The 26,853-nt window shown below is 56.3% G+C and carries 24 protein-coding genes and 3 pseudogenes; 20 read left to right on the forward strand and 7 right to left on the reverse strand.

Features of this window, described 5'->3' with window-relative positions:
- From Q0Z94_RS03155 to Q0Z94_RS03170, 4 genes are read right to left on the reverse strand one after another with little or no spacing between them, the layout of a single operon-like run.
- Positions 1-1,122, reverse strand: coding sequence for a cysteine desulfurase family protein (locus Q0Z94_RS03155; RefSeq protein ID WP_298067570.1), 1,122 nt, complete (start codon positions 1,120-1,122; stop codon positions 1-3).
- Positions 1,123-1,136: 14 nt separating this feature from the next.
- Positions 1,137-1,964: a phosphoadenosine phosphosulfate reductase family protein gene (locus tag Q0Z94_RS03160; protein WP_298067571.1), complete on the reverse strand. Its 828-nt coding sequence runs from the start codon at positions 1,962-1,964 to the stop codon at positions 1,137-1,139.
- Complete coding sequence (locus Q0Z94_RS03165; RefSeq protein WP_298067572.1) at positions 1,961-5,326, reverse strand: hypothetical protein; 3,366 nt, start codon at positions 5,324-5,326, stop codon at positions 1,961-1,963. The genes Q0Z94_RS03160 and Q0Z94_RS03165 overlap by 4 nt, the downstream gene beginning before the upstream one ends.
- A 2-nt stretch (positions 5,327-5,328) precedes the next feature.
- Positions 5,329-6,213, reverse strand: coding sequence for a DUF4007 family protein (locus Q0Z94_RS03170; RefSeq protein WP_298067573.1), 885 nt, complete (start codon positions 6,211-6,213; stop codon positions 5,329-5,331).
- A gap of 181 nt (positions 6,214-6,394) precedes the next feature.
- On the opposite strand from Q0Z94_RS03170, the pseudogene Q0Z94_RS03175 reads away from it, so the two are divergent.
- A pseudogene (locus tag Q0Z94_RS03175) lies at positions 6,395-7,147 on the forward strand (IS5 family transposase).
- A 489-nt stretch (positions 7,148-7,636) separates the two neighbouring features.
- A pseudogene (locus Q0Z94_RS03180) lies at positions 7,637-7,775 on the forward strand (transposase); the annotation flags it as partial.
- A gap of 423 nt (positions 7,776-8,198) precedes the next feature.
- Here the strand turns inward: Q0Z94_RS03180 and tnpA are convergent.
- Positions 8,199-8,657 carry an IS200/IS605 family transposase gene (gene tnpA / locus Q0Z94_RS03185; RefSeq protein WP_298067574.1) on the reverse strand — a complete coding sequence of 153 codons (459 nt, stop codon included), beginning with the start codon at positions 8,655-8,657 and terminating at the stop codon, positions 8,199-8,201.
- Between the two features lie 188 nt (positions 8,658-8,845).
- Between tnpA and Q0Z94_RS03190 the strand changes: the two genes are divergently transcribed.
- Positions 8,846-9,184 carry a helix-turn-helix transcriptional regulator gene (locus Q0Z94_RS03190; RefSeq protein WP_298067575.1) on the forward strand — a complete coding sequence of 113 codons (339 nt, stop codon included), beginning with the start codon at positions 8,846-8,848 and terminating at the stop codon, positions 9,182-9,184.
- A 346-nt stretch (positions 9,185-9,530) separates the two neighbouring features.
- Here the strand turns inward: Q0Z94_RS03190 and Q0Z94_RS03195 are convergent, their stop codons facing one another.
- Positions 9,531-10,274: a DUF4851 domain-containing protein gene (locus Q0Z94_RS03195; RefSeq protein WP_298067576.1), complete on the reverse strand. Its 744-nt coding sequence runs from the start codon at positions 10,272-10,274 to the stop codon at positions 9,531-9,533.
- Positions 10,275-10,393: 119 nt separating this feature from the next.
- On the opposite strand from Q0Z94_RS03195, the gene Q0Z94_RS03200 reads away from it, so the two are divergent.
- From Q0Z94_RS03200 to Q0Z94_RS03235, 8 genes are all read left to right on the forward strand, one after another.
- Positions 10,394-11,434 (forward strand): tRNA-specific 2-thiouridylase, encoded by a 1,041-nt coding sequence (locus Q0Z94_RS03200; RefSeq protein ID WP_298067577.1) that lies wholly within the window; start codon positions 10,394-10,396, stop codon positions 11,432-11,434.
- A gap of 124 nt (positions 11,435-11,558) precedes the next feature.
- Complete coding sequence (ahbC, locus tag Q0Z94_RS03205) at positions 11,559-12,743, forward strand: 12,18-didecarboxysiroheme deacetylase (protein WP_298067578.1); 1,185 nt, start codon at positions 11,559-11,561, stop codon at positions 12,741-12,743.
- 442 nt (positions 12,744-13,185) lie between these two features.
- Complete coding sequence (gene hemB, locus Q0Z94_RS03210) at positions 13,186-14,184, forward strand: porphobilinogen synthase (protein ID WP_298067579.1); 999 nt, start codon at positions 13,186-13,188, stop codon at positions 14,182-14,184.
- The gene (ahbD, locus tag Q0Z94_RS03215; protein WP_298067580.1) at positions 14,184-15,329 is read left to right on the forward strand and encodes a heme b synthase; all 1,146 of its coding nucleotides are present in this window, start codon (positions 14,184-14,186) and stop codon (positions 15,327-15,329) included. Before hemB ends, ahbD begins: the two co-directional genes overlap by 1 nt.
- Positions 15,330-15,340: 11 nt before the next feature.
- Complete coding sequence (locus Q0Z94_RS03220) at positions 15,341-15,805, forward strand: AsnC family transcriptional regulator (RefSeq protein WP_298067581.1); 465 nt, start codon at positions 15,341-15,343, stop codon at positions 15,803-15,805.
- A 55-nt stretch (positions 15,806-15,860) separates the two neighbouring features.
- Positions 15,861-16,616, forward strand: a complete 756-nt coding sequence (locus tag Q0Z94_RS03225; RefSeq protein ID WP_298067582.1) for a DUF169 domain-containing protein — start codon at positions 15,861-15,863, stop codon at positions 16,614-16,616.
- A 314-nt stretch (positions 16,617-16,930) separates the two neighbouring features.
- Complete coding sequence (locus tag Q0Z94_RS03230; RefSeq protein ID WP_298067583.1) at positions 16,931-17,200, forward strand: zinc ribbon domain-containing protein; 270 nt, start codon at positions 16,931-16,933, stop codon at positions 17,198-17,200.
- A gap of 95 nt (positions 17,201-17,295) precedes the next feature.
- A complete protein-coding gene (locus tag Q0Z94_RS03235) occupies positions 17,296-18,708 on the forward strand; it encodes a DegQ family serine endoprotease (RefSeq protein WP_298067584.1) in 1,413 nt (470 codons plus the stop codon).
- 311 nt (positions 18,709-19,019) lie between these two features.
- Here the strand turns inward: Q0Z94_RS03235 and Q0Z94_RS03240 are convergent, their stop codons facing one another.
- Entirely contained in the window at positions 19,020-20,738 is a 1,719-nt protein-coding gene (locus Q0Z94_RS03240; protein ID WP_298067585.1) for an FAD-dependent oxidoreductase, read from the reverse strand.
- A gap of 420 nt (positions 20,739-21,158) precedes the next feature.
- Between Q0Z94_RS03240 and Q0Z94_RS03245 the strand changes: the two genes are divergently transcribed.
- The 9 genes and pseudogenes from Q0Z94_RS03245 to Q0Z94_RS03285 all read left to right on the forward strand — a co-directional run bounded on the left by Q0Z94_RS03245 (position 21,159) and on the right by Q0Z94_RS03285 (position 26,556).
- Positions 21,159-21,395 (forward strand): KH domain-containing protein, encoded by a 237-nt coding sequence (locus Q0Z94_RS03245; protein ID WP_298067586.1) that lies wholly within the window; start codon positions 21,159-21,161, stop codon positions 21,393-21,395.
- Positions 21,395-21,985: a ribosome maturation factor RimM gene (gene rimM / locus Q0Z94_RS03250; RefSeq protein ID WP_298067587.1), complete on the forward strand. Its 591-nt coding sequence runs from the start codon at positions 21,395-21,397 to the stop codon at positions 21,983-21,985. The genes Q0Z94_RS03245 and rimM overlap by 1 nt, the downstream gene beginning before the upstream one ends.
- 4 nt (positions 21,986-21,989) lie before the next feature.
- Positions 21,990-23,306 (forward strand): tRNA (guanosine(37)-N1)-methyltransferase TrmD, encoded by a 1,317-nt coding sequence (gene trmD, locus Q0Z94_RS03255; protein ID WP_298067588.1) that lies wholly within the window; start codon positions 21,990-21,992, stop codon positions 23,304-23,306.
- Between the two features lie 28 nt (positions 23,307-23,334).
- Entirely contained in the window at positions 23,335-23,682 is a 348-nt protein-coding gene (rplS, locus tag Q0Z94_RS03260) for a 50S ribosomal protein L19 (protein WP_298067589.1), read from the forward strand.
- A gap of 168 nt (positions 23,683-23,850) precedes the next feature.
- Entirely contained in the window at positions 23,851-24,525 is a 675-nt protein-coding gene (locus Q0Z94_RS03265; protein ID WP_298067592.1) for a ribonuclease HII, read from the forward strand.
- Positions 24,519-24,848: pseudogene (locus Q0Z94_RS03270) on the forward strand (YraN family protein); the annotation flags it as partial. The gene Q0Z94_RS03265 and the pseudogene Q0Z94_RS03270, both read left to right, overlap by 7 nt.
- Before the next feature lie 58 nt (positions 24,849-24,906).
- Positions 24,907-25,785 (forward strand): 16S rRNA (cytidine(1402)-2'-O)-methyltransferase, encoded by an 879-nt coding sequence (gene rsmI, locus Q0Z94_RS03275; protein WP_298067593.1) that lies wholly within the window; start codon positions 24,907-24,909, stop codon positions 25,783-25,785.
- A 12-nt stretch (positions 25,786-25,797) separates the two neighbouring features.
- Positions 25,798-26,247, forward strand: a complete 450-nt coding sequence (gene smpB / locus Q0Z94_RS03280) for an SsrA-binding protein SmpB (protein WP_298067590.1) — start codon at positions 25,798-25,800, stop codon at positions 26,245-26,247.
- 18 nt (positions 26,248-26,265) lie between these two features.
- Positions 26,266-26,556, forward strand: a complete 291-nt coding sequence (locus Q0Z94_RS03285; RefSeq protein ID WP_298067591.1) for a hypothetical protein — start codon at positions 26,266-26,268, stop codon at positions 26,554-26,556.
- Positions 26,557-26,853: the final 297 nt, after the last annotated feature.

A 26,853-nucleotide genomic window follows, 5' to 3' on the forward strand; every position in this document is an offset into this window, starting at 1 on the left:
CTAAACGACCTCTTCTATTGAGCTTATCAATAACTCTATATCATGCTTTGTAACATTCTCAAGAAGAGTAAATCGTAAAAATTTGTTTTTTAATTTTTTTTCTATCAACACACTATCAACAACATGCGATAGACCTATGACACCAGATTTACAGGCAGAGCCATCTGAAAACAGTACATCCTTACACCGCAAAAAGAGCATATCTGCATCAATACCTTCAATAAGAAGGCCAGAGGTATTAGGGAGCCTATCTACGTTTTTTCCCAACACACTAATAGAATTATTAAATTTTCTTCCAAGAGAATCTTCTAACAAATCCCGTAAAGTAGCAACATTTTCCAAGACATTTGCTGGGCGTTGCTGCAGCCTGTCGCAGGCAGCACCAAAACCAACAATGCCCGGCACATTCAGCGTGCCGGGGCGCAGGCCGCCCTCCTGCCCTCCGCCGCGCAGTGGGCGCGGCCAGGGCCAGCGCAGCGGGCCGCCCTTGACAAAAAGCGCACCGATGCCCTTGGGGCCATAAATTTTATGGGCGCTGAATGAAGCGAAGTCACATTCCCAGTCCAGCATGGAAACAGGCATTTTCCCCAATGCCTGCACCGCATCCACATGAAAGAACGCCCCAACCTCATGTGCAAGCCGGGAAATTTGAAGAACAGGCTGAATAGTACCGATTTCGTTGTTGGCGGCCTGAACGGAAACCAGTGCGGTTTCCGGCGTTATGGCTCGAGCTGCGGCATCTAGGTCAACAACGCCATCCGGCGTAACCGGCAAACGGGTAACCTCGAAACCCTGCTCCTCCAGCAGGGCGGCGCTTTCCAGCACAGACTTGTGTTCTATGGCGCTGACAACAACGTGGCGCCGTGTACGGGGGGCCAGCAGCAACCCCCAAAAAACAAGATTGGTGCTTTCTGTTGCGCCAGAGGTAAAGATTATTTCCTGCGGACGGGCATCCAGACATTCGGCCACAGAACGTCGTGCCGCGGCTACAGCCTGTGCGGCCACACGCCCGGCGCAGTGCGGGCTGGACGCATTGGCGAAAGCATCACTCCAATAAGGGCGCATGGCCTCCTGCACTTCTGGTGCACAGGGGGTTGTTGCATTGGCGTCAAAATACAGCATGCCCTTCCTCCTGTTCAGATATGGCAGACAAGGCAGGCCAGTTCCTGCCCCTCCGCGTCTCCGTCCCACATGTCGCACAGGCGTTGATTGCTCGCAAATTTCTGCGCTTCGCGCCGCATGCGCTTTTCGTATTCTTTTTTAATGGCTGCCACGCGTTCGGGCCTGCACAGCTCCTCCAGACTTTCGTCCTGCATCCAGGTAAAGCGTTCGCCGGTATCCGGATCTATTTTTTCATAAGATTGGGCCAGCTCGAACAGATCTTTATGGTTCTCCAGCAAGCCCACCCATTCGCGCTTTTGCTGGAAGAAGCAAAAATAGCAGCCGGATCGTGAGCGCCATTGATAATAGCTAGGCAATCCCAAACCGCAATCTTCCAGAATGCGATAGATGTCGCTTTTGATAAGCCCGTCTTCCGCAAAGGGAAACACCGTTGTCACGCCGGGCTTGCCTGAAATATAGCCCTGCCGGTGAGGTTCATCAGCACGTATCCCCACATAGCTGACAACAGGATCATCTCCGATAAATTTTTCATAGGGCTTGAGCTTGAGCATTCGCGTACACCAACGAGTGTTGGCATCAGGCAGCACACCGGAAAACATCTTCAAATAAAAATCGAATCCCTCTGCTGCTGATATGGTATGTATTTTCATATCAAGAAATGATTCTAATTTTTTTAAATAATCATAAGTTTCTTCCAGCTCTACTCCTGTATCACAAAACACATATTCAAGATTTGGAACTTTATCCCGAAGATACACAGCCATGGCGGAACTGTCCTTGCCGCCAGAAAGGGCAAGAATATGCCGTCTGTCTGTCTTTTTCGCCCATTCTCGCCAATTCATTGATTATTCCCCTTATCAACACCGCCTTCTACTTCCCGGAGCAGTTCACGTAATGCTTCCGCAAGGACACGGGGCGGGGCTTGTTTTTGTACCTCTTGCAGCTTCGTGGCCAGCAGCGTGCGAATATGTTCCTTGCTTTTTTGTTCTTCGCTGTTGAGAAAAGCGCTTCCAAAGTCTTCCCAGGCGCGCCGAAATTGCTCTCCTGTACCCAGGGCCGCATCGTTGAAAGCGACAACGTCAGCATCGTTCCATCGCTCAAAAGCCCGGCCATAGACGATGCCCAGAATGCCTTCCAGACGGCTGTCTTCATTGCTTTCCGTGCGGCAGGCACGTTCCAGGACAGGAGCAAGCCCCCCCCGGCGCACCCTCCTGGCCAGAAAGGCCGCGCGTTCCACAAAGCCATGCCAACCGAAATCTCCGCCAGGCAGGCCGCAAGCGCACAAAAGCTCATCACGGCATCGGGCACGCGTCCGAGGGGCAAAGTCCATCAATTCCCCCATGCTTTCGCGCATGGCAGCGGCGAATTTTTCCGCCTCGCCCTCCGTTGTGCCCACCAACAGAGACGGCAGACCGAAGGCTTCGGGCAATTCCTCAAACAACAGGCGTTCGGGAGAGCGGGCGGAACGAAAGCAGTCCCGCAGAGCCTTGCCGCGCGTAGATGCGAGCTTTGCCGTGTGCTGCGTGATGGAGGGAAGCTGCCGAATGGCCGCATACAGGCGGGCCACCACCGCGGGTACGGTTGCTTCCACCCGCAAACCCGCGGCATAGCGTTCAACAATGGCCAGGCGTTCCCCTTTCAGCCGTACGCCGGAAATACCGAACAAATCTGGCCGGCGCTGCATTAATTCCACGCTGGCCTCGTCCAGCTGGGGCAAAAAGGAGCCTTCACGGTACAAAAACAACTCGGAACGGCGGCAAAGGTAAAAGGCCAGCAGCAGAATGGGCAAGATTCCTTCCGGAACACCGTAAGGGGGGGCTATTAGCTTGCGGAAAAGCCCCGGCAAGGGGACGCATTCTCCGGCGGCAGTATAAATTTCCCGCTCCAGCGCCTGCCAGACCGCAAACAGGTCTGAATTTGGGTCAGGCTCGCACAAGCGCCAATGCTCGTTATCTGCCTGCTGATGCAGGTCGGTTCCGCGCAAAACGGATTCATACATACTGCGTTCCGGCGGAAAGCCCTCAATACCTAGAGTACGTTGCCCGGCATGTGTCAGCATGCGCTTAAGCAGCATATTGCGGGCCGCCGTAGCCGCCGAAGAGAGAGCAGGCCGGGCGACCAGTTCATTTTTGATGCGAGGAGCATGAGGATACAAGGTATCGCACACCAAGCTCAGCAGACGGGTTACATCAACGGGGCGCGTCACGACCTGCTGACAACCGTTCCAGAACCAGCGGCAGGCATTGCCCCGGGGCGCCGGGCGCGGATCCAGCAACAGATCGACATTTTGGCGGATACGGCGCTCGCAGTCGACCAGCAACGTGCCGTATTCCCTCAACGCGCGCCGGTCGCCGCGCAGCTCCGGGGTGTGCTTCGCCACCCAGCGCAGACAAGCAAGCTCAATAGCCGGTTGACGCAGCATGTCGAGCTGTTGTGGAAAGGCTATGACCAGAGATGGGTCTTTCCGGGTCGCTTGCAGGGCATCCGCTTCAAGCCGGGCCTGATCACTCATGGGCAGGAGAACAACCACGTGTCCGGCTTCGCAGGATGCCCGTGCGTCCTTGCGGGGAGCAAGGCCTGTGACAGAGGCGGTATATTCCAAATCAAAAAAACGATATGCGCCGCTTTGCAGGCAATGCCTGCGGGCCACCAGCGGCCGTGTGGAAACATGTTCCCGTACCAGCTCTACAAAGGCCGACCCCTCATAGCGCAACTGTTTTCGGGCTTTTTGCAGCAGGGATTCCATATCTATGGAACCGCCTTCCCATAAACGAAAACTCTGATCCAGCTGCCGGAAGGTCAGCAACTCCTGCCGTCGCAAATCCTGAAGGGTTTCCGGCACATCCCGGCTTTGAGCCAGTACCGCGGAGAGGATACGTTTTGTGGCTTTCAGGGGTGTGCCAGGACCAAGAACATTGAGAACCCCCACCGCTCGAAGGATTCGAGCCTGTAAAGGCACCAGTGTCTTGCCGCCATCCTCCAGCGTTTCCAGCAAAACCCGGGCAACAGGGCGTTGCATGAGGGTAGCCGTCATGTTGGTCAGCAGATAGTCGGCAATATTGTGCAAGCGCACAAATCCGTTATCCACAGCTGAATCGCGGCGGCAATGCTCCTGAAAACCGTGCGGCTCCTGACTGGCAAGGTACGAAAATAGTGAGCGCTCATTCTGGGCAAGACGCCGAAACAGCAGCGGCAGCACCAGCACCACCGAAGGATGCAGCGGCCAGGCATGCTGACAAATATGGATAAATTCGGCCGAAGTCATGCCCGGGGGCAATTCCGCGCCTGCGTCAAGCAAATTTTGTGCTTCCCCCATGATTACGTCCAGCAGAGAACATGGTAATGGGCAGGAATAGCACAGCACCTGCCCCAGCGTATTCAGGTCGGAGGCAAGCTGTTCATTGAAGGGCAGCGACTCAAAACGCTCCTGCACCTTGGCCCACTCATGGCGCAGAGTGGTGTTGCTCAGTTCCGTATAACCATCAAAGTGCTGATGCTGTACCGTCAGGAACAGCATAGGAGTGTTTGTAGCCCGCTTGGCATATTCGGCCAGCATCTGAAACAGATAGACATCACCGCCAACTTTATCCTGCAGTGCGTATTCCAGACTTTTTCCTGCCTCGTCCACAATCAGCAGCATCCCGCCGCGTTTGCGCTTCTCTGCCAAACGCCGCACCGCATCCACCTGCTCCAGCACAGCGGCGCTGTCACGCCATCCCGCCTGTTGCAGCAGCCTTTCCAGATGTTGCTCCAGGCTTTGGCGTTCATCATCTTCCGGCAATGTTTTCAATGCCGTTTGCAATCCCTCAAGAATAATTTGTCCGATGGGACTGCGGCGCGCCGTCAGCGGTACGCAAAGCCAGGGGCGAACCGCTTCGCACAGTTCAGCAAAGCGTTGGGCAAGTTCGGGAGAATTTTGACAAAGTTCGGTGTAAGCCCGATTTTTTTTGTGCGCGCCTTCACTGAACAGGGCGTTCACAAACAGGGCAAAAGTTGACTTCCCCGCGCCGTATGGTCCGAAAATCATGAAGCTGCGCTCGCCCTGATCATTTTCCAGGTTATCCAGCAGACGGTTCAAAGCATGCGCGACAAGAGGCGTAACAAGTATGTCGTCCAGAGCGTGAATATCGTGCCTGTCCGCAGAAAGATTGACGGCACGGCGGTAGCGGGTGCGTACGGAAACAAGATCAGAAAGGACTGGCATGGCTACTCCATGTCTGTATAATAAGCGCGCAGCAAATCCTCACCACAGGGCAAGGTGCAAAGGATCGTCTCAATGCCTTCGGAAGCTGTCAGATTAAAACAGTCTCCCCAACGGGGGGACTGATGCAGCTGCATAACCGCTTCTACAAGGCTGTTTTCATCCAGCATAAAAATTTGTCCCGGTGCATAATCCGCATACATCAATTCGCTCAGGCGCAGGCCGTGACGGTCGTTGCTCCGCAAATAGTCCCAGATGGCATACCCGATGATTTCCGGAGGCAGCCCGCTCTTGGGCCCAATGGAAAAACGCAGCATGGAGCTTCCTTCCAGCAGGGAAAGCAATCCCAGCTCCTGAAACGGGCAGGCATAAGACATTTCCAGCACCCGTTTTTTCCCGGCATTTTTTAACGGGGCGTACATCTTGATACAGCACTCTATATCCCGCTCCAGCGTTGGTATAGATGTCGCCTTGCCTTGACTTTGACTGTCATGCTGGCGCAAAAGCTCCAGCCAGTCATCGCAGTTAAATTCCGGCTTGTGCATCTCACCAAACAGAAGCGTTGCCGCAGTCATAAATTGCTGCTGACTGCACATTTTCCAGTGTAGCAACCAAAGAGACGCATCATCTTCAAGACAGGGATCCCAACCATTTTGAGGCTCAAGCAACTCTTCCCCAAAGGATGTGACGCCATGTTCTTCCACCAGCCCAAAAGCATCACACCAATACTTGATGCTTTCGACCATATTTTTTCCCACACCAAGATACGTAAGAGCATCGGGATCAGAAAATTGTCTGCCGCCCCTGATGTGCTGGTAGCCTTTTTCCAGCCAGCCATAACGAAATGAAAAGGTCTGATGCCCGGAAAATCGGGGACGGCGTGACGTCATGGAAACCTGCTCCTTGCTCTGACTTTCCAGCGGCAGAACATCCTGCTCCCTGCGCTGGAACTACTTCTTTATAGAGCGCGGAGGTCAAAGTGGCAAGACAAAAGTTGTACGCTAGATAGTGTCGTCATTTTTCTTTTAATTTTTGTAGCTTTCCGCTATCCTTTTTCAAAAGGAAGTAGATATGGAAGCTGCGCATCGTCGTCACGATTATCTGACAAGGTTTGGGAGATTTTGGAACCGCACCTTCCAGGCCGGGAAGGAACCAGAGGTGTGACTGCCCGTGATAATCGAAATTTTCTCAATGCGGTTTTTGGGATTTGCCGAACAGGTGCTCCGTGGCGAGATTTGCCCCCTGACTATGGGGATTGGAAAAATATCCATCGCCGTTTTTGTCGATGGAGAGATAGTGGAGCGTGGGAAAGATTACTCGAAATCCTCATATTTGAACCAGATTTTGAATGGCTTATGATTGAGATGCAAGTCATATCGAAGCCCACCAGCACGCGGCAGGGGTACACGGCGGCAATCAGGACAGGGGCCGCACAAAAGGGGACTCAACTCAAAGATACATCTGGCCGTGGATGCGCATGGTATGCCGGTTAGAATGGTTATTACAGCAGGTTCCGTTGCAGATTGTTCGCAAGCTTGCAAACTTATTGAGGGAATAGATGCGGACTATCTTTAGGCAGACAAGGAATATGACAGCGATGTGCTTGTTGATTCCGTCATCCCTCCTCGTAACGGTCGCAAAAATACGCGCTATTACGATAAATATCTTTATCGGCTTCGACACCTTATTGAAAATGCCTTCCTGGAATTGAAGCGTTGGCGAGGTATCGCCACACGGTATGCGAAAAACACGGCCTCTTTTCTGGCTGCTGTGCATATACGGTACATAGCCATTTGGGCTAAAATTAAAGACGACACTATCTAGTTCCCAATACACCAGAAAGGAACAGTAACTTCTGACCGACCTAGGTTATGACCCTGGGGCGGTGGATGGTGCTTATGGTTGATGAACCGTTGAGGAGGTGAAGACCTTTCAACGTAAAGCTAGGGTCACACAGGATACCGAATTGACGAAGATTTGTTGAATATGCTGAGGCTGGCGAAAGCAGGAAATAAACGGGTAGTGTCCAATTTTCGTACTTTTTGGGCGAGCGATAACGTACAGAATCTTTCGCACATTGCGCAAATGGACATAACCTCGGCATCTGGTTAGGAAATGAGTAGCGCCCCCCTAGGAAGCGAGGCTATAGATGGACAATAGGCCGGAAGAGAAAAGGAAAGTCGTGGGGAGTAATAGTGGTCAACGAGGATGAGCTGAAAAGTTATGTTTGTCAGTTGGTAGGACAACCGTGGAAGAGCCATTGAACGCCATACTAGAAGTAGATGCGCTATGCAAAGTCACGATGTACGAACGTACCACCGGTGAGAAAGCTCGGTGGAAGAAGCCTTAGTAGAGATGTGTATAGTTGGCGTTTCGGTACGAAGGGTAGAGGATATAACCGAAGCCCTCTGGAAAGCACGGGTAGTGTAAGGGTAGCGTAAGAAAATTTAGTATATTCTGAAAATAAAAGTGGCCCAAGAAGCCGATTAGAGCCACTGAATTTGCGAAAAATTCTGACGTATCGGCCAATATTTTTTCGATTCGCAAACGGTTAGAAATTGGTCAGAAAAAAGGTTAAGAATTACTCGACAGGAAGACAAGCTGTCCATGCATTTTCAATTTCCGCAGGCTTCCAGATTTTGTCCCATATGCCACAGTCCCGAATTCTTACCACGACAAAAGCCATCAATCGCGTTCAAACAGCTTCTGCCAAGGGCAAACGCCAGCCAAAAAAATTGTCTCTGGTTAGAAATAGGTTAGAAAACGAAAATGGGGCCCCACCGGCATAGCCGGTGGTTCCCCCTATGCGCCTGTAAGGCTTTCTTACCAGCCGCGCCCTAACAGGCGCATGTGCGATCTGACATTTGCATCTTCGTTACTTGCGGCCCGTAAACGGGCTTCCTGAGTACGGGATACTCAACTGCTCTCCCAGTTTATCATCGTCCAACTGGTGTCGGATGTATTCAGCTATTCGGGTCTTATTCTTACCAACCGTGTCTACATAATACCCCCGACACCAGAATTCACGATTGCGATATTTGAATTTCAGTTCTCCAAACTGTTCATAGATCATCAGACTGCTTTTTCCTTTCAAATATCCAACGAAACTTGATACGCTTAGCTTTGGGGGGATCTCGACAAGCATATGGATATGATCAGGACAACATTCTGCTTCAATAATCTGTACGCCTTTCCATTCACACAATTTTCGCAGTATTTCTCCTATAGCTCTTTTCTTCTCGCCATAGAAAACTTGTCTGCGATACTTCGGCGCAAATACGATGTGATACTTGCAGTTCCACTTCGTATGCGATAACTTCTTCGTGTCACTCATCGTGACCTCCTTTTGATTTGCTTCTGATGCAGTTGTCAGACCGCACCTCTTTCTTAGCAAATCAAAAGGAGTTTTTATAACATACTTATAACTTTAAGTTTTTTTGAACCCCCAGCCTAGCTGGGCTTTCTTACTTTGTCCACCTGATGGGGTGCATATCAGTTTTCAGGTAAAGAGGAGCTGTCATTGTGCCGAAAAAAAGCAAGCGCCCGCTCACTGTGATCGTAGGAGCCAATATTACCGCAAAAAGAAAGCGGCTCGGCCTGAATCAAGCCCAGTTCGCCGAGCGGATCGGCATTGGGGCGGATTCGCTTTCGCGCATCGAGCGCGGACTCACTGCCCCTCGATTCCAGACGCTGGAGAAAATGGCTCTGATACTGGAATGTCAGGTGGCAGAACTGTTTTTGACGGGAACCGAGAGTTCCCTGCTCTCGTTTGCAGAGATGTTCAGCGATCCGGAAACTGCCAAAAACGAAATCATTTTCATGGCGGAAAAAATTATTCAGCTAGCGCGGGCAGGGAAGTAACGCTATCCTGTTATGAGAATACACCTGCCGGCTGTCTGCGCAGATCTCTTCCGTGCCCGGAGACACCAATTCCCTCGCAAAAGTCTTTTTTATGACCTATGGCTCCCCTCCTTTATGTGCCCCTGCTGCACAAAAAAGTCTTGCCTTCAGCATTGAGCGTCTCCTGCGAATGTGAAAGAAATACCCTCGCGCTATTGCACAAGGGTATCTCCCAATTGCCGTATTCTGGAAGGAAGCCTCACAATGCCATCGTAAGCGGACTTCACCAAAAGACAATACTAAGCGGAGCCTGGCCTTTTCTCTTCAACGTCCTTCTTTTGCCAAAAATGAGAGAGTCAGCCTCGCCTTAAAAATCCTCGAGGATCGTGGGACGAGTCACGGCCCCGATGACCGGAGCGAGAAGCCTGTCGGGGATATTCAGATTGCGCCTTACGCCGCCCTTGACTACTGTTTCCGGAGCTGGGCCGAGTGTGAACGCCGCCCGCGAGCGTTCCAGAAATTCTGTCACGAGAGCCTGACGCCCCGTGAGTTCTTCCCTTGGGGCGGGCAGAGGCTCGCGGTATTCCACAAGGAGCTTGCTCGTATCGTAAGAGCTGCACCACTCATAGCGCGCCACCAGGACATCCCCTTCCCAGGAGCTTCCAGCCTCAGCGAAGACGGGCATCCAGGGGTCGCGGGCACCGCTGCGCACATAGACGCGAACCGTGGCATCCTGGACTCTGTCTCCGGAAAACTCGCGCAGTATGGGCAGATAGCGAAACTCTGCCGCAACGGAACTGATGTCCCAAAGCCAATACGGGCCGCATTCCGCCACCACCACGGCCAGCTGCGAGCGATCCGAATAATAGAGCGCATATGAGGCGTCTACGGGAACAACCGTGAACATACCGTCTTCCTCAGCCACCCGCACATAGGCCGCGCCAAAGGAAACGTTCTTGAAGCCTTCCGCAGGCTGGATCTGCGCCTGAGGATAACCCGTGGAGACGAAAGCGTTCGTGGAAGGGTCTACCCCGCGATAGAGTTCCATGCCGGCGCACCCGGAAAGCAGCGTCATGGCAGACAGCAGCGCACAAAGCAAAAATTTTTTCATGAACACTCTCCTCTTCTTCTAAACGTGTCTTCATCATACGAGCTTTGTGCGTGCTTGGCAACGTCCACGGGACGCAAAACAGCCTTGCTCTTGCTTCGCTCCGATGGCACAATGCTCCCATGAAGATCAGCATCGCCATCAGCGGCGGGACCGACAGTCTGTTCGCCCTCCTCTCACTGCGTGAGCAGGGCCACGAAGTGACGGCAGTTCACGCCCGTTTTCTCCCCACGCTCAAGAACGATCCTGTCCCGGCCATGCGGAAGCTGTGCAACAGGTTCGGCATTCCCCTCGTCCTCGCCGACCTGACGGCCTCATTTGCCGAACAGGTCATGACGCCCTTTGCGCTGATCCATATCCGGGCGCGCACCCCCAATCCCTGTGCACTCTGCAACCGAACCATGAAATTCGGTCTGCTCATGGACGCCGCCCTGAAGCACGGAGAACGCTACGCCACCGGACATTACGCAGCCATGGTCGAGCATCCCGTCTACGGTCTCACCCTGCGCTCGGGTTCGGACGGGAAAAAGGATCAGAGCTACTTTCTCGCTCTGGTCCCCGTGGAACGTCTGCGTCTCTGTGTTTTCCCCCTTGCTGAAAAAAAGAAGACGGATGTGCGGGCATGGCTCGCCAAACGCGGTCTGACACCGCCCGCGCCCACGGAAAGTCAGGAAATCTGCTTCGTGCCCGAAAACGACCACTACGCCTGGCTCAAAGCCTGGAGCCAAGGAACAGGCACGCCGCTTCCCGGTGCGGGGCCGATGGTCCTGGAAGGGGAAGGCAGAGTCATTGCCGCTCACCGCGGACTCTGGAACTATACCGAAGGTCAGCGGCGCGGACTGGGCATCGCCTGCAAGGAAGCGCTGTACGTCCTGCGCCGGCTTCCCGAAAGCAATACCCTTGTGGTGGGTACACGGGACAGACTGGTCACGGATTCCTGCTGTGCCCGCGAGGTGAATCTCATGGTTCCCTGCGCACTGTGGCCGGAAGAAGTCTTCGTGCGCACTCGTTACCATCAGCGGCCCACTGCGGCCCATGTGGACATTTGCGGGGATGTGCTGAAGATAACCTTCGCCAGTCCCCAGTCCCCGCACGCTCCGGGACAGATCGCCGCCGTGTATGACCGCGATGGCTTTCTGCTCGCGGGAGGGGTTCTGGACTGACGTCCCCCGCTGCGGACTTCTCCCCGCAAAGAGCCGTTCCCCCCCGCTTGATTCCGGAACAAGGTACGGCTATCATCCCTTTCCCGCCGGTACGCTCCGGTCACACTCTAGCCAAGGATCCCTCATGATTGGAATCTCCAAACTTTACTGCGGACAGGTGGAACCTTCCGACGCTCTGCGTTACGGACGCCATTCCGGGAAACTTCCCTCACACCTGCTCCAGTTCTCCGCCGATAAAAAGCCGGTGGTCGTCTGGAATATGACCCGCCGCTGCAACCTGAAATGCGTCCACTGCTATGCCCAGGCCGAGACGGAAAAGGGCGCGGATCCCATCTCTACAGCACAAGCCAAAGTCATGATCGACGACCTCGCCGCCTACGGTGCACCGGTCATGCTCTTCTCCGGAGGCGAGCCCACCATCCGTCAGGACTTGCCGGAACTTGCCAGCTATGCCACGAAAAAGGGCATGCGTGCCGTCATCTCCACCAACGGGACGCTCATCGACCGAAACATGGCACGGCAGCTCAAGCAAGTTGGGCTTTCGTATGTAGGCGTTTCTCTGGACGGAGGCGAAGAAATCCATGACCGCTTCCGCGGCGTCAGCGGCGCGTTCCGCCGGGCACTGGAAGGGCTGGACTACTGCCGGGAAGAAGGCATCAAGGTGGGCCTGCGCTTCACCATCAACAAGCGCAACGCCGCGGACGTCTCCACGATTTTCGACATCCTCCGCGAACGGGACATTCCCCGCGTGTGCTTCTATCATCTGGTGTACTCCGGGCGCGGTACCGAGCTTATCAAAGAAGACCTCAGCCATGCGGAAACCCGTGCCGTTGTGGATCTCATCATGGACAAGACCCGTGAATCCTTCGACGCCGGAAAGCCCAAGGAAGTTCTCACGGTGGACAACCATGCCGACGGCCCGTACGTCTGGATGCGCCTGCTCCGGGAAGATCCAAAGCGTGCCGAAGAAGTCTTCGAGTTGCTCCAGTTCAACGAGGGCAACAGCTCCGGCCGTGGCATAGGCTGCATCTCCTGGAACGGCGATGTCAGCGCCGACCAGTTCTGGCGGCAGCATGTCTTCGGCAACGTGCTGGAACGCCCCTTCTCCAAAATCTGGGATGATCCCTCCATCGAACTGTTGCACAAGCTTAAGGACAAAAAGGCCCATGTGAAAGGGCGCTGCGCCAAGTGCCGCTTCCTGAACATCTGCGGCGGCAACTTCCGTTCCCGCGCCGAAGCCTTTTACGGCGATGAATGGGCACAGGATCCGGCCTGTTACCTCACCGATGAGGAAATCGGCATCAAATAGCATCCTGTAACCACTTCCCATATCACAACTTTCGTACACTGCTTCCACCGCGCCGCGTCCTCGAGAAACTGACGCGGCGCGTGTGCTATGGACAGAAACAGAACACGGGCAAAGCGAAGACCTCGCCTGAAGCGGCACGTTTCGCACTCCCTGACGGAATGCTAAACATATCCCGCCAGAGCCGTTGACCAGGAGCTGCACACCGCCAAAAAACAGCTCACGCTTCTTTCAACGAAGGAGACTGCTTCGGCAGCCCGCCCCATGCCGCTGCGGGGTACTCTTTGCACTGCAGCTCTGTCCCGTGCCCGGGTAGGGCGCTTTGCAGTGAGGCGTCCTCCCGGCTTCAGGACTCAGACCGTCCCTTTTCAACATACCCCGCCCGTGCTAGACTGCATCCATATTCATGAACTGCAACGCGCCCCACGCACCTGAGGATATTTCCATGACCGAATGTTCCTTCCACCGCGGCCGCCGTCTGCGCCGCACACCCATTCTGCGCGAAATGATTTGCGAGACTTCGCTTTCCGCCGCCGATCTCATTATGCCCTATTTCGTGGTGGACACTCCAGACGCTTCCTTCCGCCAGCCCATTGCCTCCATGCCCGGACAGTTTCAGCTCTCGCTGAAGGAGCTGGAAAAGGAAATCAGTCGGGCCGTGGCTCTCGGTCTGCGCGCCGTACTCCTCTTCGGGATTCCCGCAAGCAAGGACCCCGCCGGCTCCGGGGCCTACGCCCGCGACGGCATCGTACAGCGCGCCACGCGCATGATCAAGCAGCGCTGGCCCGAACTTCTGGTCATCACCGACCTGTGTTTGTGCGAGTACACCTCGCACGGACACTGCGGACTCATCGCCGATGGCGACAAAACGGGGCATGTGCTCAACGATGCCACGCTCGACCTGCTGGCCAGAACCGCGGTCTCTCAGGCCGAGGCCGGAGCGGACATCATCGCTCCTTCCGACATGATGGACGGGCGCGTACTGGCGCTGCGCACGGCTCTGGACAAGGCCGGATATGAGGAAACGCCCATCATGTCCTATGCTGTCAAGTACGCCTCCGCCTACTACGGGCCGTTCCGCGACGCTGCGGAATCCCCCCCCCACTTCGGCGACCGCCGCACGTATCAGATGGATCCCGGCAACGCACTGGAAGCCCTGCGCGAAATGGAAGCCGACATTACGGAAGGGGCTGACATGTTCATTATCAAACCCGCCGGGCCGTATCAGGACATTATCCGCCTCGTGCGCGATCGCTTCGACGTGCCGCTGGCGGCCTATCAGGTGAGCGGAGAATATTCCCTCATCTGCGCCGCCGCCCAAAACGGCTGGATCGACCGCAAAGCCGTCATCATGGAATCCCTCACGGGCATCAAGCGCGCCGGAGCCAGGATGATTATTTCCTACTTCTCCGTGGAAGCCCTGCGCGAAGGCTGGATACACTGATGACGTGCCCCGAATCCGCTTCCGGCCTCGGCTCCTGCCACCCCGGCGGGCATCCTCTGCGCACTTCCAGCGGCCACGCTTCCCGCTTTCTGCCCGATGGTTCCCCGAAATGCCGCCTCATTGCCTGGGAAGTAACCCGTTCCTGCAACCTGGCCTGCAAACACTGCCGGGCCGAAGCTCATCCCGAACCCTACCCCGGCGAACTTTCCACCGATGAAGCCAAGGCCCTCATCGATACCTTCCCCGAAGTGGGCAGCCCCATCGTCATCTTCACCGGCGGCGATCCCATGATGCGCCCCGACGTTTACGAACTGGCCGCCTACGCACGAGATAAGGGACTGCGTTGCGTCATGTCGCCCAACGGTACGCTCATCACCCCAGAAAACGCCCGCCGCATACGCGAAGCCGGCTTTCAGCGCTGCTCCATCTCCATTGACGGCGCGAATGCGGCAAGCCATGACAACTTCCGAGGCGTGCCCGGCGCCTTCGCTGCATCCATGCGCGGCATCGAGTGTCTCAAGGCCGAAGGCGTGGAGTTCCAGATCAATACCACGGTGACCAAGAGCAACCTGCATTCCTTCCGCGACATTTTCCGCCTCTGCGAGCGCGTGGGCGCTGCGGCCTGGCACATCTTCCTGCTTGTACCCATGGGACGCGCCGCGGATCTTCAGGAAGAAGTCATCACCGCCAGGGAATATGAGGATGTGCTGCACTGGTTCTACGACTTCAGGAAAACGACCTCCATGCACCTTAAAGCCACCTGCGCGCCGCACTATTACCGCATCATGCGTCAGCGGGCCAGCGAAGACGGCCTTGCCGTGAACATGGACAACTTCGGCATGGACGCCATGACCCGCGGCTGCCTGGGTGGAACGGGCTTCTGTTTTATCAGTCATACCGGCCAGCTCCAGCCCTGCGGCTACCTCACTCTGGACTGCGGCAACGTGCGCTCCACCCCCTTCCCCAAACTCTGGAAAGAGACGCCGTGGTTTCTGAAATTCCGCGACCAGAGCGCCTATGAGGGCAAGTGCGGCGTGTGCGAATTCCACAAGGTCTGCGGCGGCTGCCGTGCCCGCGCCTACAGCATGACCGGCGATCCCATGTCTCAGGAACCGCTCTGCCTCTACCAGCCGCAGAAAAAATGACGGAGGACGCCATGCCGCAACCCGAAACTCTGGACACTCTCGATAAAAAGCTGCTGGACATCATTCAGACCGATTTTCCCATAGAACCTCGCCCATACGCCGTACTGGGAGAACGGCTCGGCATTGGTGAAGAAGAAGCTCTGGCGCGGGTGAAGAACCTGAAATCCCGCAGAATCATCCGCCGGCTGGGGGCCAACTTCCAAAGTTCGGCACTGGGCTTCCGCTCCACGCTCTGCGGGGCGCATGTGCCCGAAGGCAAACTGGACAATTTCATCGCCTGTGTGAACGCCCTGCCCGGCGTAACCCATAACTACCTGAGAAAACACAAGTTCAATGTCTGGTTCACCGTCATCGGCCCCTCCTGGGAAGACGTGTGCGCCACCATCGACGGCATCACAAAAAGCACGGGCGTGCCCGTCATGAATCTGCCCGCGACAAAACTGTTCAAAATCCGCGTGGATTTTCCGATGGAATGAGCGCAAGCCGCCCAGCGGACTTCCCGTCCACCTCAGCCCTGTGCCGGAGGCCACCATGTCCGATCCCCGTCTGCAGAAACTGACTGCTCTTCTCGGCTGCGACGATCCCCTGGCTATCCAGTACGCCGCAGCGCCGCCCGAAGCCGCCCTGACCCCGGCAACGGCCGGGCACAGCTGTATCCTCAACTACATGCGCCTCGCCCGCTCGCGCAGGATGGCCGCCGCCTTCACTCCGGAAACGACCGCCTGCATGGGCGGCAAGGTCTATCTGGGCTATCTCCTGCCCCCACCGGACCGCATCGCGCACTTCGTGACCACCGGCTATCAGGATGGACCGGGAGAACGCTACCTGCCCGATCCGGCCTCCATGCACCGCTTCTTCAAAGATCTGAACATTCAGCCTGCACCCGCGCCCTGCTGCATCGTGCGTCCGGCAGGTACGCTCAAAGCCGGGGACAGGCCAGACCTTTACTGCTTCCATGCCCGCGGCGAAACACTCTCCGGTCTGATGACGCTAGCCTGCTTCGCTCTGGACGATCATCACGCCGTAGTCTCTCCCTTTGGTTCGGGCTGTGCCAATGTCTTCGCCTGGCCTTTGCACTACCAGCGCAAAGGCGAGAAAAAGGCCGTCCTCGGCGGAGCCGATCCCTCCTGCCGGCCCTATCTGAAGACGGACGAATTGACCTTCACCGTCACGGCGAACATCCTTGAAGCTATGCTCGACGTCTACCCTCAGTCCTTCCTCATGGGAAAGACCTGGGCCGGTGTGCGCAAGAAGGCGGAAAAAAGCGCTCAAACCTGGGGCAGCTGACAGTCTCTCGTTTTTTCCGTACGTTTTCCGAAGGCCGGTCACGGGCAGTTTTGCCTTGTGTCGCAAGTCTGCTCCTTTGCTCCGCAGACTGTAACATTATGCAAGAATCTCCTCTTTTGCCCGCAAAACGCCGTGAGCGCACGAGAAAACATCGTGTATCTCTCTTTTTTTATTTATTTTTCTCCCTTACATAATCTTTCATGCGGTGTTTTTTCCTCCTCAGAGCCTTTTGCCTTAATCTTGCCAGATGTTATAAGGTGCTTATCTGCAAAGGGAAAAAAACACGCCCTTCCGGTTCGCAAGGAGATTTTGCCATGCCTCTGTATGACTTCGAATGCCGTGACTGCCGTCACACCTTTGAAGAACTTGCCTTCACCGAGGACGAGCTGCCTCTCTGTCCAAAATGCGGCTCTTCTCACACCAGCCGTCTGGTCTCCGCTCCCAGTCCGCTGAAGACAGGAGCCTTCCCCTTCAAAATAGGCCCCCGCCCGGCCTGGATGGACAACAAGAACCTCAACCGCAGCGCGCCCTGCCACGGGAACTGCGCCGGTTGTGGAGGCGGTTCCGGCACGAACAGCGAATAGGTATGGCACTTTTACCATGAGCCTCCGGCCGTTCCCGTTTATGACGATGGGAAGAGCTGTTGTTTACTCGGATTTGATACTCAAGGAGTTTTACCATGCATAACTTTTTCAGGAAAACGGCGTTTGCCGTCACAGGCATTTTTCTCATGACTTCTGTCGCAGTTGCGGCCCCGGCACTGCCGGACTTCGTCCCTCTCGCCAAATCCGCAGGGCCCGCGGTAGTCAACATCAGTACGGAGCGTGAAGTGGTCAGCCCCGTGATGAACATGTTCAACTTCCCGGGCATGGAGCAGTTCTTTGAACAGTTCGGCGGCCCCTTCGGTATGCGTCAGGGTCCGGCTCCCAAACAAAAGAGCACGGCGCTCGGCTCAGGCTTCATCATCTCGGCGGACGGCTATATCGTGACGAACAACCATGTCGTGGAAGGTGCGGACAAAGTCACCGTGAACATGAACGGCGACAATTCCGAATCCCTCCCTGCCAAAATCATCGGCACCGATGCCGAAACGGATCTTGCTCTGCTCAAGGTGGAGACCTCCAAGACCCTGCCTGTGCTGAAATTCGGTGATTCCGACGCCATGGAAGTCGGGGAATGGGTAGTGGCCATCGGCAACCCCTTCGGCCTGAACAACACGGTGACTGCCGGCATCGTGAGCGCCAAGGGGCGCAACATCCACGCCGGGCCCTTCGACAACTTCCTTCAGACCGATGCCTCCATCAACCCCGGCAACAGCGGCGGCCCGCTCATCAACATGAACGGTGAAGTCATCGGCATCAATACCGCCATTTCCGCCAGTGGACAGGGCATTGGCTTCGCCATCCCCAGCAGCCTGGCTTCCAGAATCATCAATGAACTGCGCGAAGGCAAAAAGATCAGCCGCGGCTGGATGGGCGTAACCATTCAGGATGTGAAACCCGACATGGCCAAGGCTCTCGGTCTCAAGGAAAGCACCGGCGCTCTCATCGGTTCCGTCATACCCGATGAACCCGCGGACAAGGCAGGGCTTAAAGACGGCGACATCATCATTCGCGTGGGCAAGACGCCCATCCACAACGCATCAGAACTCACCCGCAGTGTGGCCGAACTCAAGCCCAACACCAAGACCGAAATCACGGTCAATCGCAACGGCAAGGAACTGACCCGCACCGTCACCCTGGGCGAGCGCGCTTCCCATACCGGCGTGGCAGAAAACGGCTCGGATTCCCCGACCAATATCGGCATAGGCATCCGCCCCCTGACACCTGAAGACGCCCGTGCCCTTCAGATCCCAACGGATACAAAAGGCCTGCTCATCGTGAACGTGGCAAGTGGCAGCCCAGCCGCCGACGCCGGCCTGCGCAGTGGTGACGTCATTCTCTCCGCCAACCTCACGCCCGTGACCTCCACGGACGAACTGGCCTCCGTCCTCAAAAAGGAGGGCAAGGAACGCGGAGCCGTCATGTTCCAGATCAACCGTCGCGGCAATGTCTTCTTCATCACCGTATCACTGGACAAGGAAAAGAAATAATCCCCACCCCACTCCGGAGTGCCCGGACGCACGTCCAGGCACTCCCTTCCTCCAGAAAAAGCGGGCAGTCAGACTGTCCGCTTTTTTCTGTGTACCTTTTCTTTCTCATACGCTGAGCCGCCCTGCGCGAAAAAGAAGAAGTCAGCGTGTAAACCGGTGCGTACATCAAAACTTTTCCGCCTGAATAACTTTTCGGATGCTTCCAGGTGGCAGCGGAACGCGTTTAACGGACAATGCCGGTCGGTGTCCACCGGCCGGCATTGTTGACAGAAAAGACCGCTCCCCAAAGGAAGCGGCCCAGTTCACAGTGACTAGAACTTTTCTTCATCGCCGCGCTTGCGCAGGGCGGTGTGACCACCTGCGGAGTTCACGGTCTCAATGCCCATTTCACGCAGCTTGAGCTGCATCTCATAGGCTCGGGTACCCGTGTTGCAGATGAGTGCCACGGGGCGGTCGGTGGGAATTTCCCTGGCCGCACGTTCGTTGAACTCTTCCATAGGCAGGGACAGGTACTGTCCGGGATGACGGGCTTCGATGGGCTTTCCGGCCTTGGGCGGACGAGCGTCCACAAAGAAATAGTGGTTTTCATCGCGCTTTTCCCAGAGTTCCACGAAGTCATCCGGGGAAATATAGTGATGGCGGCCGCTGACCACGTTTTCGGCCACGTTGCCTGCGGCGTTAATCACATCCATGGCGGAGGCAAAGGGCGGAGCGTAGCAGACTTCCAGATTGGATAGATCGTTCAGCGTGGGCTTGCCGATCTGGAGCATGGCGGCCACGGCGTCGGTACGGGCTTTGACGGCCTCCCCATTGTCGCTGATTCCCTGAATGCCGAGAACCCGCTGACTTTTCCTGTCCACGATGACGGCCAGACTGACGTTGGTATGTCCGGGATAGAAATGGGCCTTGTCCGTTCCCTCCATGCACACTTCAATGGCATCAAAACCAGCCATGCGGGCCTGATGCAGGGTGAGACCGGCACCCGAGGCGTGCATCTTGTTCAGCTTGACGCACCAGGAACCGACCACGCCCTCAAAAGTGGCGTCGCCACCCGCAACGTTGGTGCCGATGACGCGCCCCTGCCTGTTAGCCATAGAACCAAGGGGCAGGTAGGAGAGATCTCCGGAAATAAGGTTGCGCACCACAACAACGTCGCCGCCGGCATAGATGTCGGGGTCGGAGGTCTGCATATGGCTGTTGACCAGAATTCCGCCGCGGGGATGGCAGGCGATGCCGGCATCGGAAGCAATTTTGGAATTGGGGGTCACGCCGATGGAGAAAATGACTTCTTCGGCATCAAGGACGCGTTTGTCCGTGATCACCTGACAAACGGCGCCATCCTTGCCCTTGAGTTCCTTGACGGTCTCGCCGGTGAGTACGGTGACACCAAGCTTTTCGAGATCGTATTGGGCCATCTTGCTGAAATTCTTGCAGAGCTGGGCGGGCAGAATATGGTCGAGCATCTCGATGACGGTGACTTTGATGCCCCACATGTCGGCAAGGGCCACTGCCATTTCCAGTCCGATGAAGCCGGCGCCGATAATAACGGCGTGGCTGACCTTGCTGGCTGCGCACTGCTGCTGTACCGCCTGAGCAGCTTCAAGGCAGGTCACGGAAGTGACGTTTTTGAGGTCATGGCCGGGGATGGGAGGAATGCGCGGGCTGCTGCCGGTAGCGATGACCAGTTTATCGTAGGCGAGCTGCCGCTGTTCGCCCGTTTTGGTGTCCTCGACGGTCACGGTTTTACCGCGGCGGTCGATGGAAAGGGCGCGGGTATGGCAAATGGCGTTGACGCCCTTGAGTTCTCTGAAGAACGCTTCATCGCGGACCACACCGGCGTTGGTCGTACGCAGGCCGTTCATCTGGGGCACATCTCCGCCGACAAAGTACGGGATGCCACAGCCGCCGTAGGAGATGTATTCTCCCTGGTCAATCATGGTGATGGTGCTGTCGGGAAGAAGACGCTTAGCACGGGCCGCGGCCTTCGGACCAAGTGCCACGCCGCCTATGACGAGGATATTGAGAGACATAGAAAACCCTCCTGAAGAGTGAATACTTGTGGGATAGGGCAAAAACTCTGTTGTTCCCTACTTTAGCCTGAATTTGAGGACACTGGCAAGGCAAAATGTACACCGTTCGCCTTTATTCAATTTTCTCACAAGCCAACGCTCCAGAAAAGTTTAATAATAATGAATAAAACAAAAATGTTACACCTGTTCACCAAAAATTTGAAGAATCGCCGGGCAAAACGCGGGCAGTCGGCTGCCGGAAGTCAGCTCATGCGGACGGAACGAGCCAGTTTATGTGAACTTTTTTGCACAAAAGAGCAACCATATCAGAGATTCCTGCAAAGACGATGGCTGGACTGCGATTGACGCCGGCCGGAAGGCAATGCTATTTCAAGACGAAACGCCCTGTCCGGCTCTGCCCGGATCCCTTCGGAGGTAACTATGCAGCAGAAAGACTTGTTGGAATATATTGCAAAGACTCTTGTGGACGACCCCGATCAGGTAGTCATCCGCGAGGCAGAAGGGGAACAGGGGACGGTTCTTGAGCTGGAAGTCGCTCAAGAGGATCTGGGCAAGATCATCGGCAAACAGGGACGCACGGCCCGCGCCATACGCACGCTTCTGGGGGCGGTCTCCGCCAAGACAAAGAAGCGCGTGATGCTGGAAATCATTGAATAATGGCTGCAGCGCATTCTCTGGTGGTCCTCGGCCGCCTCATGAAGCCTCACGGCGTAAAGGGCGAAATCCGTGTGGAATACTACGCCGAATCGCCCGAACTGCTCGAGAAGCCGCTCATGCTGCGCGCCGGGCACTTTGCACCGCGTCCTGTGCGCGTAGTTGAATGGAACCTGTGGAAGAATCAGCTCATCCTCCGTCTGGAGGGCTGCGACGACCGTTCCCAGGCCGAATGCCTGCGCGGGCAGGAGCTGCTCATTGACGCCTCCTTTCTTCCAGAATCTGAAGACGATGCCCCCTACCTGCGCGACCTTGCAGGCTTGTCCGTCCGGCTGGAAAACGGCACCGAGCTGGGGAAGCTCGAGGACGTATCGTTTCCTTCCAGTCAGGAACTCTGGCATATCCGCACCCCGGAAGCCGAAGGCGGGCACGAGATTCTGTTTCCAGCCGTCCCGGATTTTGTCCGCAATATTGACCTCTCCGCCGGTATCGTGACCATCGCTCCGCCTGCCGGCCTGGTTGAGCTGTACTGCGGCGGTGCCGCTTCGAACCGACCGGACGACGGGCAGGACGAAGAGGACAGCAAGGCCTGACGCCATGCACTACACGCTGGTCACACTGTTCCCTGAGTGGTTTGAATCCCCTCTGTCCAGCGGCCTCATGGCACGGGCACGGGATGCGGGAATTGTGAGCTTTTCCTTCGCCAACCCCAGAGATAAAGCTACGGATCGCCACCGCTCCGTGGACGACCGTCCCTATGGCGGCGGGCCTGGCATGGTGCTCATGCTCGCTCCCCTAATGCAGGCGCTGCGCGAGACTCCTTCCGTACAGAGCGGGAAGGGCCGCCTTATTGCACTCGCCCCGGCCGGCCGGCCGTTCACGCAGGATCTTGCCCGAGAGCTTGCACAGGAAGAAGAGCTTACGCTCATCTGCGGCCGCTACGAAGGCTTCGACGCACGGCTTTTCGAACTTCTGCCCGTGGAGCCGGTATGCGTGGGCGAGGCGGTACTCAACGGCGGCGAGGCGGCGGCGCTGGCCGTCATCGAAGCCACGGCACGCCTTCAGCCAGGTTTTATGGGTAAGGACGAATCTGGCGATGAAGAGAGCTTCAGCCACGGTCTTTTGGAATATCCCCAGTACACACGACCGGAAAATTTCGAGGGTCTGGAGGTTCCATCCGTGCTTCAGGGCGGCAACCACGCCGAGATTGCCGCCTGGCGGCGGGAACAGTCTCTGCTGGCCACGGACAGATACCGTCCGGATATGCTTGCCGGCGCTGTGCTCACCCAGCGCGACCGGGAATTTCTGCGCGCCCGCGGCCGTTTCCGGCCCGGAAAAAATTTGTATGTCGCCCTGCTGCACCACCCCGTTCGATTAAAAGATCGAAAGGTGGGCACAACCTCTTTGACAAACTTCGATATTCACGATATAGCACGAATTTCCCGCACCTATGGGATCAGTGGATTCTTCGTGGTCACGCCGCTGAAGGATCAGCTCAGACTCTTGGCAACGCTGCTCTCCCATTGGACGGAAGGGCCGGGTCTGTCGTTCAACCCCGACAGAGCCGAGGCCCTTCGACTGGTCAGGGCCGAGGATTCTCTGGAAAACGCAGTTGCGACGTTGACAACCATCTGCGGACTGCCGCCCCTCGTGATCGGCACGAGCGCCCGCCCTGTCCTAGATAAAAAACACCGGGAACGCCGGCCGGCGACCACCTTCGATGAGGTGCGCAGCCGGCTTGCGGACAGGTCCGTGCTTCTCCTCCTGGGAACCGGGCATGGCATCGCTCCTGAGGTGTTGGAGCGATGCGACGCCGTCCTTCCTCCCCTGCGCTGGATGGACGAATACAACCATCTCCCCGTGCGCGCGGCAGCGGCCATTCTGCTGGACAGACTGCTGGGCGACAGGGGCTGAACACCATTTTCCTCAAGGAGAGATCCCTATGGATATCATCAAGCAGATCGAACGCGAACACATGCGCATGGACATCCCGTCCTTCAAGCCCGGCGATACGGTCAAAGTCTACCTGCGTATCATCGAAGGCGAAAAGGAACGTATCCAGATGTTCCAGGGCAACGTCATCCGTATCCAGCGCGGAACCACCGGTGCAACCTTCACCGTCCGCAAGATTTCCGATGGCGTGGGTGTCGAACGCATCCTGCCCCTGCACTCCCCCTTCATCGACCATATTGAAGTGGTCTCCGAAGGCCGTGTGCGCCGCTCCCGCCTCTACTATCTGCGCGACCTCCGCGGCAAGGCTGCCCGCATCAAGCCCCGCAACCGCTATTAAGCCTGGCTGTTCGCGCTTGAAGGATGTTCGCATCCTTGCGGCGTATGCCGTTCAAGCTGCCGACGATCCCCTTCCGGCGAGATCCGGCAAGGGGATTTTGTCTTAGGAAGGGGAAGCAGCCGGAATCGTATGGGAGGCGTTGTGGCAAGAAGCCGCCGTGTGCGCCCTGTGGAACAAGGGCTGCTGTTCAAGCCGAAAAATCCTGGAGAAGCGCTCGTTGCCGGAACCGATGAAGCCGGGCGCGGCTGTCTTGCCGGACCAGTGGTAGCCGGAGCTGTCATCTTTGCTGAAGGCTTTGACCTCATAGGACTGGACGACTCTAAGGTGCTGAAGCCGGAAGAACGCGAACATCTGGCCACTGAGATCCGTTCGCTGGCCCTGGGCTGGGGAATCGGACTTTCCTGGATGGACGAAATCTCGCGTCTTAATATCCTTCAGGCCTCACTCATGGCCATGACCCGGGCTGTGGCTGCCATGCGTGTGCGTATGAAGGCCGGGGACAAATTTCTTCCGGCCCGGCTGCTCATCGACGGAACGCAGACTGTCCCCCCGCTGTACTTCCGTCACTTTTCCATTCCGCTTCCTGAACAGGAAGCCGTGGTAAACGGTGATGCACTCATTCCGTGCATTTCTGCGGCTTCCATACTGGCCAAGACCTTCCGCGATGCGCTGATGATCCGCCTCGACGCACGCTGGCCGGAATACGGCTTTGCCCAGCATAAAGGCTACGGAACCTCAGAGCACCGGGAAGCGCTGAAAAAATTCGGTCCCTGCCCCCTGCACCGAATGGACTTTCGGGGCGTCTCGCCCCGGCGGGACGATGCGCAGGGCTGGCTATGCTGAACTTCGGCAGAGACAAACGCAGGGCGGCTTCCGCTTGTACGGGAAAACGCGGAGAGGAAACCGCTGCAGCACTGCTTCGGCGGCTGGGCTGGACAATTCTGGATCGCAACTGGCGCAGTGGCCGCCTGGAACTGGATCTGGTCTGCCAGGAGGGCAGCACCGTTGTCTTTGTGGAAGTCAAGACACGGACTTTAGGCGGGATGCAGTCTCCAGCGGAAGCACTCACTCTCTTGAAAAAAGAACGGCTGGTACGCGCGGCTGAGTGCTGGCTCGAGGCACATGACGCATGGGAGAGTCCCTGCCGTTTCGACCTGGTCTGCGTTGTAGCGCAGAGGGATACTTATCAGACGGAGTTGATTCGTGACGTTATCCGATTCGGAGATGCACCCGGGCACACTGTGGGTCGTGGGAACGCCGCTTGGCAACCCTGGTGATCTTTCACCCCGCGCCAGGCAGTGCCTGGAAACGGCCAATGTGGTTCTGGCTGAGGACACAAGACGGGAAGCGCTGGCCTGTGCTCGCTGGGGTGTGCAGGTGAAGCGCTTTGTCAGCTTTCACGACCACAATGAGAAGGAGAAACTTTCCACAGTACTGACACTGCTGCGTCAGGGGCAGGATCTCGCTCTCATTTCCGATGCCGGTATGCCCGTGCTGGCAGATCCGGGCTACACGCTTATCCGTGCCTGCCGTGAAGCCGGGCTTCCGGTCTCTGTCGTGCCTGGCCCATGCGCTCCGGTGACAGCACTTGCGGGCAGCGGCATTCCCCCGCAGCCCTTCGTGTTTTTCGGCTTTCTGCCGCGCAGCCGCTCCGATCAGGAAGCCACCCTCGCCCCCTTTGCAAACGTTCCGGTCACGCTGGTTTTTTTCGAACGCAAGGACAGACTCCAGGACACGCTGACCCACGCATTGTCCCTGCTTGGCCCACGCGAAGTCTGCGTGGCTCGCGAGCTGACCAAGACGCATGAGGAATACCTCCGTTTCCGTCTGGAGTCCGTGCCCGACCTGAGCGAAATTCTGGGAGAAGTCACTGTCATCATCGGGCCTCTGGAAAGGACAGTGCGCTCCAGCCGTGAAGAAGTGCTTTCCGTCATTGCCGAAGAACAGCCTTTGGGCGGCACGCCGCGCGCCGTGGCCCGACGGGTTCAGACGCGGGTATATGGATGGACGACGGGCGAGATTTATTCTATCCTGCCAAGGATACAAGTGGAAAAAGCGGATAAGCGCACTCGTTCCTTTGGGACAGATGCCGGGGACAGGTAAGGGAGAGAGACTATGGCGGACACGCCGCGCATCGAAAATCGTAAGGCCCGGCAATATTACGAATTTCTCGAATTTTTCGAGGCCGGGATAGCTCTCACCGGGCCGGAAGTGAAAAGCCTGCGCGAAGGCCAGGTGAGCTTCGGCGACAGCTTTGTGGAGTGCCGTGGAAGCGAGGCCTGGGTTGTGGGAATGCGCATTGCACCCTATGCCCGCGGCGGCTATGTCATTCAGGAGCCGGATCGCAGCAGAAAACTGCTCCTGCACCGGAGGGAAATCCATCTTCTGGAAACCCGCATCGAACAGAAGGGGCTCACGGTCGTTCCAGTCAAGCTGTATTTCAAACACGGCAAGGTGAAACTCGAAATTGCACTTGCTCGCGGCCGAAAGCTCCACGACCAGCGTGAGGAGCTGAAACGCCGTGCCGAAGCTCGGGACACGGAGCGCGAACTTGCGCGCGGCTGAGGGAAGTCTCGCACTCCCATGAAAGCAAGACCTGAGCCACTCGTTTTTCAGCTTTCCACGCATACCTTTCCCTCTGCTCGGGAAAGTGCGTTATATCTAACGACCAACACGGATTGCACCTCCCTGCAAAAAGCAACTTTTGAGAAAAAGACTCCTTTTTGCGGATTCATCTCGTGTCGAACAAAATTTTCCCAGATTTTTTTTGAAGACCTCTTCCCTTCTAAAAAAAGTGCAAAACGCAACGTCCTGCGCACGGGAAGCCCTCTTCAGCGCGGTACTGCCGACAACAGGTCTCTGCTCTCACGTTGAAAGACGAACAGCATCAAGAAAAACAGAGCGGTTTTCTGAAATGAATTTTCTAGGAAAACATCTGGAATTTCATGGAATTACAGAAAAAAGTCAAACCTAAGGCATCCCCTTCAAAAAAAGAGACACTGACTTTTATAATGACAAATGTTTGAAATTATGCTATCCTTCAAAAAAAACGGAGGGTACCGAGATGCATTGCCGGAAATGTGGTTCTGAGGCGTTTGTTAAAAATGGGTTTGTCGCTGGAGTTCAACGTTATAAATGTAAGGAATGTGGATTCCAGTTTACGCGGGAAAC

The organism is uncultured Mailhella sp. (assembly GCF_947631555.1).
Classification (GTDB): domain Bacteria; phylum Desulfobacterota; class Desulfovibrionia; order Desulfovibrionales; family Desulfovibrionaceae; genus Mailhella.

Bases quoted from the DNA above. Each gene is read 5' to 3' on its own strand.
- rplS (WP_298067589.1), top strand. From the start codon at position 23,335: ATGGATATCATCAAGCAGATCGAACGCGAACACATGCGCATGGACATC.
- rimM (WP_298067587.1), top strand. From the start codon at position 21,395: ATGGCTGCAGCGCATTCTCTGGTGGTCCTCGGCCGCCTCATGAAGCCT.
- ahbD (WP_298067580.1), top strand. From the start codon at position 14,184: ATGACGTGCCCCGAATCCGCTTCCGGCCTCGGCTCCTGCCACCCCGGC.
- Q0Z94_RS03165 (WP_298067572.1), bottom strand. From the start codon at position 5,326: ATGCCAGTCCTTTCTGATCTTGTTTCCGTACGCACCCGCTACCGCCGT.
- Q0Z94_RS03285 (WP_298067591.1), top strand. From the start codon at position 26,266: ATGAAAGCAAGACCTGAGCCACTCGTTTTTCAGCTTTCCACGCATACC.
- hemB (WP_298067579.1), top strand. From the start codon at position 13,186: ATGACCGAATGTTCCTTCCACCGCGGCCGCCGTCTGCGCCGCACACCC.
- Q0Z94_RS03195 (WP_298067576.1), bottom strand. From the start codon at position 10,274: ATGAAAAAATTTTTGCTTTGTGCGCTGCTGTCTGCCATGACGCTGCTT.
- Q0Z94_RS03240 (WP_298067585.1), bottom strand. From the start codon at position 20,738: ATGTCTCTCAATATCCTCGTCATAGGCGGCGTGGCACTTGGTCCGAAG.
- Q0Z94_RS03235 (WP_298067584.1), top strand. From the start codon at position 17,296: ATGCATAACTTTTTCAGGAAAACGGCGTTTGCCGTCACAGGCATTTTT.
- trmD (WP_298067588.1), top strand. From the start codon at position 21,990: ATGCACTACACGCTGGTCACACTGTTCCCTGAGTGGTTTGAATCCCCT.
- ahbC (WP_298067578.1), top strand. From the start codon at position 11,559: ATGATTGGAATCTCCAAACTTTACTGCGGACAGGTGGAACCTTCCGAC.
- smpB (WP_298067590.1), top strand. From the start codon at position 25,798: ATGGCGGACACGCCGCGCATCGAAAATCGTAAGGCCCGGCAATATTAC.
- tnpA (WP_298067574.1), bottom strand. From the start codon at position 8,657: ATGAGTGACACGAAGAAGTTATCGCATACGAAGTGGAACTGCAAGTAT.
- Q0Z94_RS03200 (WP_298067577.1), top strand. From the start codon at position 10,394: ATGAAGATCAGCATCGCCATCAGCGGCGGGACCGACAGTCTGTTCGCC.
- Q0Z94_RS03170 (WP_298067573.1), bottom strand. From the start codon at position 6,213: ATGACGTCACGCCGTCCCCGATTTTCCGGGCATCAGACCTTTTCATTT.
- Q0Z94_RS03155 (WP_298067570.1), bottom strand. From the start codon at position 1,122: ATGCTGTATTTTGACGCCAATGCAACAACCCCCTGTGCACCAGAAGTG.
- Q0Z94_RS03230 (WP_298067583.1), top strand. From the start codon at position 16,931: ATGCCTCTGTATGACTTCGAATGCCGTGACTGCCGTCACACCTTTGAA.
- Q0Z94_RS03220 (WP_298067581.1), top strand. From the start codon at position 15,341: ATGCCGCAACCCGAAACTCTGGACACTCTCGATAAAAAGCTGCTGGAC.
- rsmI (WP_298067593.1), top strand. From the start codon at position 24,907: ATGCACCCGGGCACACTGTGGGTCGTGGGAACGCCGCTTGGCAACCCT.
- Q0Z94_RS03225 (WP_298067582.1), top strand. From the start codon at position 15,861: ATGTCCGATCCCCGTCTGCAGAAACTGACTGCTCTTCTCGGCTGCGAC.
- Q0Z94_RS03245 (WP_298067586.1), top strand. From the start codon at position 21,159: ATGCAGCAGAAAGACTTGTTGGAATATATTGCAAAGACTCTTGTGGAC.
- Q0Z94_RS03160 (WP_298067571.1), bottom strand. From the start codon at position 1,964: ATGAATTGGCGAGAATGGGCGAAAAAGACAGACAGACGGCATATTCTT.